Raw genomic sequence first — 5649 nt, forward strand, 5'->3', positions numbered from 1 at the left:
CCGCTGCCCTTCATCGTCCGCCGCTGCGAGGCGTAGTCGACGTGCACGAGGCCGAAGCGCTTGTCGTAGCCGTAGGCCCACTCGAAGTTGTCCAGCAGCGACCACGCGAAGTAACCGGCAAGCGGCGCCCCTCGGTTGACGGCGTTCGTGCACGCCGCGAGGTGCTCCTCCAGATAGCGGGTGCGCTCGGGGTCGTCGATCTGCCCGCCGGGGCCCACGACGTCGGGGTAGGCCGAGCCGTTCTCGGTGACGTACAGGCAGCGGGCGCCGTAGTCGTCGGTCATCCGCAGGAGCGTCTCCGTCAGCCCCTCGGCGTGCACCTCCCAGTCCATGGCGGTGCGCCGGGCGCCCGGCAGAAGCACCTGCCGCGCGCGGGGGAGCGGGCCGCCGGGCTCGTCGGTGACGAGACTGCGGAAGTAGTAGTTCAGGCCCAGCCAGTCCAGAGGGGCCGCGATGGTCTCCAAGTCCCCGGGTTTCTCCGGGAGTTCAACGCCGTACAGCTCCCGCATGTCCGCCGGGTAGCCCCGGCCGTGCAGCGGGTCCATCCACCAGCGGTTGACGTGCCCGTCCGCGCGGCGCGCGGCGGCGACGTCCGCCTCGCGGTCCGTGGCGGGCTCGCAGTGCGTGAGGTTGTTGACGATGCCGACCTGGGCGTCCGGGACGGCCGCGCGGATGGCCTGCACGGCCAGCCCGTGTCCCAGGTGCAGGTGGTACGAGGCGCGCACGGCCGCCGTGATGTCGGTCAGACCGGGCGCCATCTTCCCTTCCAGATGACCGATCCACGCAGAGCACAGCGGCTCGTTGAGGGTCGCCCAGTGCTGGACGCGGTCTCCCAGCCGCTCGGCCACCGCCGCGGCGTACGCGGCGAAGTGCTCCGCGGTCTCCCGTGCGGGCCAGCCGCCGCGGTCCTGGAGGACCTGCGGCAGATCCCAGTGGTAGAGCGTCGGGAAGGGGGTGATGCCCTCTTCGAGGAGCGCGTCGGTCAGCCGGTCGTAGAAGGCGAGGCCGGGCGCGCTGACCTCTCCGTCGCCGCCGGGCACGACGCGGGGCCAGGCGAGGGAGAAGCGGTAGGCGTCCACGCCCAGCTGCTTCATCAGCCCGATGTCCTCACGCCAGCGGTGGTAGTGGTCGCACGCCACGTCACCGGTCTCACCGCCCGCGACGGCACCCGGAACGCGGCAGAAGGTGTCCCAGATGGACTCCGAGCGGCCGTCCTCGTCGACGGCGCCCTCGATCTGGTATGCCGAAGTGGCCACGCCCCAGAGGAAGTCGGGGGGCAGCGACAGCGCGGAGTGCGCCGAGGCGGGTGACGGCGCTGGGGCGGAGGCGGCGAAGGATTCGGACACGGACTTCCCTTCCGTACGGGCGGTGCCGGGGCCGGAGCCCGGGTTCACCGCAGCAAGTCGCGGCCTGTGGCGCTCACTTGACGGCGCCGGCGGTGAGACCTGTGACGAGATAGCGCTGGAGCAGCAGGAACCCGGCGACGACGGGCACGCTCGCGACCAGCGAGGCGGCCATGACCTGGTTCCAGTAGACCTGGGTCTGCGTGGAGTAGCCCTGGAGGCCGATCGCGAGGGTGCGGGTGGCCTCGTTCGTCATCACGGAGGCGAACAGGACCTCGCCCCACGCCGTCATGAAGGAGTAGACGGCGACGGCGACGATGCCCGGCACGGCGGCGGGCACCACGACGCGGAACAGGGCGCCGAGCGGGCCGCATCCGTCGGTGAGCGCCGCCTCGTCCAGGTCGCGCGGGATCGAGTCGAAGTAGCCGATCAGCATCCAGACCGAGAACGGCAGCGTGAAGGTGAGGTAGGTGACGATGAGCGCGCCGCGTGAGCCGTACAGTGCGATGCCCGTCGCGTTGCCGAGGTTGACGAAGATCAGGAAGAGCGGCAGCAGGAAGAGGATGCCGGGGAACATCTGCGTCGAGAGGATCGTGACCGTGAACAGCCGCTTGCCGCGGAAGCGGTACCGGCTGACGGCGTAGGCGGCGAACGTCGCGATCAGGACGGAGGCGCCGGTCGCAGAGCCCGCCACGATCAGCGAGTTGACGAAGTAGTCGGCCAGCGGGACCGTGCTCCAGATGTCCAGATACGGGCTGACGGTCACCCGCGTGGGAATCCAGCGGAAGCCGCCCGAGACGTCCTGGAGCGGCTTGAGCGAGCTGCTCAGCATCACCAGCAGCGGTGTGGCCGCGAAGACGGCGAGCAGCGTCAGCACGATGCGCCGCGTCCAGACGAAGGAACGCGGCGGCGCCGTCGGGGACGCCTTCGGCCTGCCCCTTGGAACGGCTGTGCCCTGAAGGGGAGTTGCGGCAGCGGGGGCCCGGGTCCCGGTCATCGTGCTTTCCTCCCCCGGCCGGTCGCCAGCAGGTAGCAGCCCGTCACCACGAGCAGGAACAGCAGCAGGAGCACGGACATGGCGGATCCGGAGCCGAAGTCCCAGGTGACGAACGAGGATTGGTAGATGTGGATCGAGATCAGGTCCGCCGCCTCGGGTGCCGACTTGCCGAAGAGGATGTACGGCACGTTGAAGTCGTTGAAGGTCCACAGGAACAGGACCAGCACGAGCACCTGGTTGACCGGCCGCAGCGAGGGCAGCGTGATGCGGCGGATCTGCTGCCGGATGCCCGCCCCGTCGACCTGGGCGGCTTCGTAGAGCTCCCTGGGGATGTTCTGAAGCGCCGCCATCAGGATGAGGAAGGCGAAGGGCCAGGTGCGCCACACGGAGACGACGACCAGGGCGATGAAGCTGTTGTCCCCGATCAGCCAGAACGGTTCGGAGTCGGTGAGCCCCAACTGGTCGTGGATGACGTGGTTGACCATGCCGTCGTCCCGCTGGAGCAGGAAGGACCAGGTGATGACGGCGGTGTAGACGGGCAGCGCGTACGGCGTCAGGAACAGCGCCCGCAGCAGGCCCCGGCCGCGGAAGGTCTCCTGCATGAGGATCGCGGCCGTCACACCCAGCAGCCAGGCCAGTCCGACGGCCAGCACGGTGAACGCGCAGGTGATCAGGAAGGAGTCGAGCAGGGCCTCGCCGACCGGCGCGTTCACGTCGACGGCGATGCGGAAGTTGTCGGTGCCCGCCCAGGGCGCCAGGTCCCAGTTGCGGATGTACTCCTGCGTGAGCTCCTTGAAGCTCATCACGACGCCGACCGCCATCGGGGCCAGGTGGATGAGGATTTCCAGGATCAGCGCCGGCAGCAGCAGGAGGTAGGGCAGTCCCGCCCGGCGCAGGCGGTCGGGGAGGATGCGCCTGCGCCGGACGTGTTCGGGCCCCTTGCCGGGCGGCCCCGGCTCGTCCTCGGTGCGGGACGTGCCGGGAGGGCTGAGCGTGGTCATGGGACGACGCTCACTTCCGCATCTGCTGCTGGGCCGCGGAGAGTTCCTTGCGCACCGACTCCGTCGTCACCTTCCGGCCGGCTGCGGCGTCCGCGAACAGCTCCTTCGTCGCCGTGCCGACGAGCGTCTCGAACTTCGACTCGTCCGGTACCTGCGGCAGCGGCGCGGAGGCGGTGTTGAGCACCTCGCGCAGCACCTTCAAGTCGGGGGTGTCGAAGGCCTTGTCGCTCTGGGCGGCCTCCACCGGGGGAATGGCGCCGTAGGCGGCGTTCAGGGTGCGCTGCTCCTTGTCGGAGGTCATGAACTTCACGAACTCCATGGCGCCGTCGATGTTGTCGGTGTTCTTGAAGACGGCCAGATTGATGCCCGCCACCATCGACTTGGTGCCCTTCTCACCCGAGCCGGGGGCCTGCACGGGCAGCGGAGCGACTCCGTACTCGTCCTGCTTCATGCCGTTCGACTTGATGCTGGTCGCCGCCGCCTGCCACAGCAGCATCCCGGCCTTGCCGGTGGCGAAGTCGCGTATGGTCTCGCGCTTCGCGTACTCCGCGTTGCCGGGCGCGGCGATCTTGTCGTTCGCGAGCAGGTCGACGTACTGCTTGACGGCCTTGACGGCTCCTGCAGAGTCGAAGTCGGGCTTGCCGGAGGAGTCGAAGAAGTCCGCGCCGTGCTGCTTGCCGAGGATGAAGGCGTGGTGCGAGTTCTCCACCGGGTCGCCGCCCTCGACGGCGAGTCCGTACTTGCCGTCGCCGGTGAGCTTCTTGCCGGCCTTCACCAACTCGCCCCAGGTGGTGGGCGGTCCGTCGATGCCGGCGTCCTTGAACATCTTCTTGTTGTAGTAGAGGCCGTAGGCGAGGGAGTAGATCGGCACCGCGGCCGGGTCCTTGCCCTCGGCGCCGGTGGCGGCCAGCGCGGAGGGCGTGAAGCGCTTGGCGCCGCCGATCTTCGCCAGGTGCGCCTCGTCCCACGGGAGCAGCGCACCGGTGGCCTGGAGAGAGGCCGACCAGGTGTTGCCGATGTTGAGCACGTCCGGGCCCTGACCGGACGACGTCGCGGCAAGGATGCGGTCCAACAGGCTGTCCCACGGGATGACTTCGAGCTTGACCTTGATGCCCGTCTGCTTCTCGAAGCGCTTGAGCTCAGGGGTGAGCACCTGCTTGTCGTGGGCGATGCTCGTGCCCTGGTTGCTGGCCCAGTAGGTCAGTTCCTTCGGCTTGTCGTTGCTGCCCTCGTCGCTGGTCGAACTGCCGCCCCCGCAGGCGGCGGTCACTGCCGTGAGCGCGGCGGCGAGTGTGGCGGTGGCGACGGTACGTGCCCGGCTTCGGCGCATGGCTGGTCGGCCCCTCTCCGAGGCGCTGCGTTTGACCTCTGAATGGTTCAGCGGCTTAATTTAGAGCGTGAGTTAAGTAGTGGGAGAAGTGCGCGTCAAGACTTCTGACAGAGGTGGCGCGAAGGCGGAGGAGCGGCTCATGGGTGGACGTGACAGGCGTACGGTGCGCGACCTGCGCCGCACCAACCGGGCCGCCCTGCTGCGCCACCTCTACTTCGAGGGTCCGCTCAGCCGTCAGGAGTTGGGGCCCGTCACCGGACTCAGTTCCGGCTCCATAAGCAACGTCGCCGCCGAACTGCTCGCTGAGGGCGTCCTGGAGGAGGCGGGCTCGGTCGACTCCGACGGCGGCCGCCCCCGTACGCTCCTGCGCGTCGCACCGGACAGCGCGTGCCTCATCGGCATCGACGTCGGCGAGACCCGGGTGCGCGTCGAGCTCTTCGACCTCAACCTCACCGAAGTGGCCCGCAGCGAACAGCCGTTGGCCGACGGCGGGCACGACGTGGCCATGGTCGTCCAGCTCATCGAGAAGGGCCTCGCCGCGGTCCTGGCGGGTGCGGACGGCCCGGCGGGCAAGCTGCTGGGCATCGGAATCGGCGTTCCCGGCATAGTCGAACAGCACGCGCACGGCGGTGCCGTCGTGCACGGGCAGACGATCGGCTGGGAATCCGTCCCCCTGGAGGCGCTGCTGCGCGAGTCCGCCGCGCTGCCGGAGAGCGTCCACGGCGCGGTCCCGCTCCACATCGACAACGGCGCCAAGACGCTGGGGCAGGCCGAGATGTGGTTCGGAGCGGGGCGCGGCGCGCGTGACGCCGTCATCACCCTGATCGGCTCCGGAGTGGGCGCCTGCATCGTCACCGACGGAAAACCTTACGGCGGAGCGACGTGCAGCGCGGGGGAGTGGGGCCACACCGTGCTCACTGTGCGTGGTCGCCGCTGCCGCTGCGGCGCACTCGGCTGCCTGGAGGCGTACGTGGGGGC

Annotated in this window: 5 protein-coding genes; 1 reads left to right on the forward strand and 4 read right to left on the reverse strand. The window is 69.4% G+C overall.

What is annotated here, in order from left to right:
* From H5J26_RS27705 to H5J26_RS27720, 4 genes are all read right to left on the reverse strand, one after another.
* Positions 1 to 1286, reverse strand: a 1286-nt coding sequence (locus H5J26_RS27705; protein WP_181768713.1) for a GH1 family beta-glucosidase, incomplete at its 3' end; no start/stop codon positions are given.
* A 133-nt stretch (positions 1287 to 1419) separates the two neighbouring features.
* Positions 1420 to 2340 carry a carbohydrate ABC transporter permease gene (locus H5J26_RS27710; protein WP_181768709.1) on the reverse strand — a complete coding sequence of 307 codons (921 nt, stop codon included), beginning with the start codon at positions 2338 to 2340 and terminating at the stop codon, positions 1420 to 1422.
* On the reverse strand, positions 2337 to 3341 hold the full coding sequence (locus tag H5J26_RS27715; protein WP_181768710.1) for a carbohydrate ABC transporter permease: 1005 nt from the start codon (positions 3339 to 3341) through the stop codon (positions 2337 to 2339). The genes H5J26_RS27710 and H5J26_RS27715 overlap by 4 nt, the downstream gene beginning before the upstream one ends.
* A 10-nt stretch (positions 3342 to 3351) precedes the next feature.
* A complete protein-coding gene (locus H5J26_RS27720) occupies positions 3352 to 4671 on the reverse strand; it encodes an ABC transporter substrate-binding protein (RefSeq protein ID WP_181768711.1) in 1320 nt (439 codons plus the stop codon).
* 139 nt (positions 4672 to 4810) lie between these two features.
* On the opposite strand from H5J26_RS27720, the gene H5J26_RS27725 reads away from it, so the two are divergent.
* Positions 4811 to 5649 (forward strand): ROK family protein (locus H5J26_RS27725; protein WP_181768712.1); only part of this gene is annotated, 839 nt, incomplete at its 3' end.

Source organism: Streptomyces albidus (ex Kaewkla and Franco 2022) (assembly GCF_013870515.1).
Classification (GTDB): domain Bacteria; phylum Actinomycetota; class Actinomycetes; order Streptomycetales; family Streptomycetaceae; genus Streptomyces; species Streptomyces albidus.

Bases quoted from the DNA above. Each gene is read 5' to 3' on its own strand.
- H5J26_RS27710 (WP_181768709.1), bottom strand. From the start codon at position 2,340: ATGACCGGGACCCGGGCCCCCGCTGCCGCAACTCCCCTTCAGGGCACA.
- H5J26_RS27715 (WP_181768710.1), bottom strand. From the start codon at position 3,341: ATGACCACGCTCAGCCCTCCCGGCACGTCCCGCACCGAGGACGAGCCG.
- H5J26_RS27720 (WP_181768711.1), bottom strand. From the start codon at position 4,671: ATGCGCCGAAGCCGGGCACGTACCGTCGCCACCGCCACACTCGCCGCC.